The organism is Paenibacillus sp. 01T422 (assembly GCF_056398785.1).
On sequence record NZ_JBFTQB010000911.1, the window covers coordinates 1 to 2579 of the forward strand.

3 protein-coding genes are annotated in these 2579 nt (G+C 47.0%); all 3 read left to right on the forward strand.

The genetic code is table 11. The annotated features are described in order from the left end of the window. Window positions 1–20: 20 nt before the first annotated feature. Window positions 21–1370 carry an acetyl-CoA carboxylase biotin carboxylase subunit gene (gene accC / locus AC1DUA_RS33315; RefSeq protein WP_477503816.1) on the forward strand — a complete coding sequence of 450 codons (1350 nt, stop codon included), beginning with the start codon at window positions 21–23 and terminating at the stop codon, window positions 1368–1370. A 104-nt stretch (window positions 1371–1474) separates the two neighbouring features. Then, a complete protein-coding gene (locus AC1DUA_RS33320; protein ID WP_477503814.1) occupies window positions 1475–2275 on the forward strand; it encodes a hypothetical protein in 801 nt (266 codons plus the stop codon). Window positions 2276–2277: 2 nt separating this feature from the next. Continuing rightward, the coding region (locus AC1DUA_RS33325; protein ID WP_477503815.1) for an MBL fold metallo-hydrolase at window positions 2278–2579 on the forward strand (302 nt) is incomplete at its 3' end.

A 2579-nucleotide genomic window follows, 5' to 3' on the forward strand; every position in this document is an offset into this window, starting at 1 on the left:
ATGTTGGGCAGTTCCGCAAGGTGGTTATCGCCAATCGCGGGGAAATCGCCGTACGTATTATCCGAGCTTGCAAAGAGCTTGGCATTCAATCAGTGGCTGTTTATTCGGAAGCGGATCGCGACGCGCTGCATGTACAATTGGCTGATGAAGCCTATTGTATCGGTCCATTCGCTTCGAAGGACAGCTATCTTCGCTTCGACAACTTGATCAGTGTGGCGATGTTAACAGGAGCGGACGCTATCCATCCAGGTTATGGCTTCCTTGCCGAGAACGCAGATTTCGCTGAATTGTGTTCGAGCGTCAACATTAAGTTTATCGGGCCCTCCGCATCGGCCATTGCCAGAATGGGGGATAAGTCTTCAGCCAAACAGACGATGAAAGAGGCGCAAGTCCCTGTTATTCCTGGGTCGGATGGCATCGTYGATTCAACTGAGGAAGCGATCCGAATCGCAAGGGACATCGGTTATCCCGTCATTATTAAAGCGACTGCCGGCGGTGGAGGCAAGGGAATTCGCGTCGTCGACGACGAAGAGGAACTGGTCCGCCAGGTCACCGCTGCCAAGCAGGAGGCCCAGATGGCGTTCGGCAATGCGGGCGTGTATCTGGAGAAATTTTTGACCGGCATGAAGCATGTGGAGATTCAAATCATTGCAGATCATCACGGCAACGTGGTGCATTTGGGTGAAAGAGATTGTTCAATTCAGCGCAGACGCCAGAAGCTTGTAGAGGAATCCCCGTGCCCAACGTTGACTTCGGAAATACGAAGACTAATGGGTGAGGCGGCAGTGCGTGCTGCCAAGTCGGTCGACTATGTCGGGGCAGGGACATTGGAGTTTCTGCTAAGTGAGGACGGCAGCTTTTATTTCATGGAGATGAATACGAGAATTCAGGTGGAGCATCCCGTGACCGAAATGGTTACCGGCGTCGACATCGTGCAAGAAATGATACGTGTCTCGGAAGGAAATCAGCTCTCATTTCGGCAGGAAGATATCGAGATTCGAGGCTGCGCCATTGAGTGCAGGATTAATGCGGAAGATCCTGCACGGAATTTTATGCCATCGCCGGGAAAAATTCAATTTTATTTGCCGCCAGGTGGCTTTGGTGTTCGTGTCGATAGCGCTGTTTATGTTGATTACACCATCCCTCCGCACTATGATTCCATGATTGCCAAACTGATTGTATGGGGCAAGAATCGAGATGACGCTATCGCGAGGATGCAACGTGCGCTCGGTGAATTTTTTATTGAAGGCGTACGCACGACGATTCTTTTTCATCAGAGTCTTTTGCAGCATCCGGTATTTGTTGATGGGAGTTTTGATATCAAGTTTTTGGAAGAACACGATGTGAACACACCGAATGATGCGCCATAATCGTGATCGGGGGAGAGATTAGGTAAAGGGATCATCCAGTTGATCCCATTATCGTAATCTACGAAGGAGAATGAGGCTGCTAATCAAGATGGAGTGGTGCAGATATGGACGTATACGGATTGTATGGCAAAAGCGGCACGGGTAAGAGTTACAAGTCCAGCGAGATTATTGCTCGCTATCAAATCGATGCTGTGTTAGATGATGGTATTCTAATCATGGACAAACAGCGTGTAGCAGGGAAATCTGCCAAAAATGAACGCACCGCGTATGCGGCAACGAAAACAGCTATTTTTTTCACAGACTCCCATCGCTTGCAAGTATATAATTATATAATGAGATCCGGGATTAAGAAGATATTGGTGATCGGCACTTCGAAGAAAATGATAGAGAAGATCGTGCAGCGTCTGAATTTGCCGAATGCCATAGAATGGTTGTCTATTGAATCCTTCCAAACGGAGGAAGAGTTGAAGTTGGCTGGTGAACGTCGGCGTATCGGCTATCATGTGATTCCAATTGTTCCTGATGAGGTCGAGAAAACGTATATCGGCTGGTTTAGCAAGCAAATCATACATTTTGGCAAGCAGAGAGAAGAAGTTATTCTGGTGAAGCCGGCGTTCTCGAGAGATAAAATAACCATATACCCGCAATGCATACGGGATATCGTAGCGCTCTCGGCAGATTCAATGCTGCAGATTCATTCCGTACAAGCAGATAGAAATAAAGTATTCATTAAGTTATCTTTGCAGCGAGGGTGCTCGATCGAATCACTTCAAAATTGGAAGGAACATGTCACTGCCGTGTTGCTTTATTGCTTGAATATTTCATATGAAGTCAACATCGAGTGGGCAGCCATCCACAAGGAAAAAATAAACAAGCCTGAACACGCTAGAAGGAGATTGAATTAGCTTTGATAATAACGGAAGCAGGTTGTTCGGTGTATCCGATTATGGTTCCGACTCCACGCAGTTTGCGTACCTTTAACTTTTATTTATTACAGGAAGCAGGTTCGCTCACTTTGATTGATGCCGGGGTCAACTCAGAAGAATGCTGGAGGGCATTTCTGACAACGATGGCTGTAAATCGATTCGCCATTCAAGACCTGGATCGGATTATCCTCACACATAGTCATCAAGATCATATCGGTATTATCAATCGAATTACTTTCAATCATGACATTCCGATCTATGCCCATCATGAGTCGCTTCACAG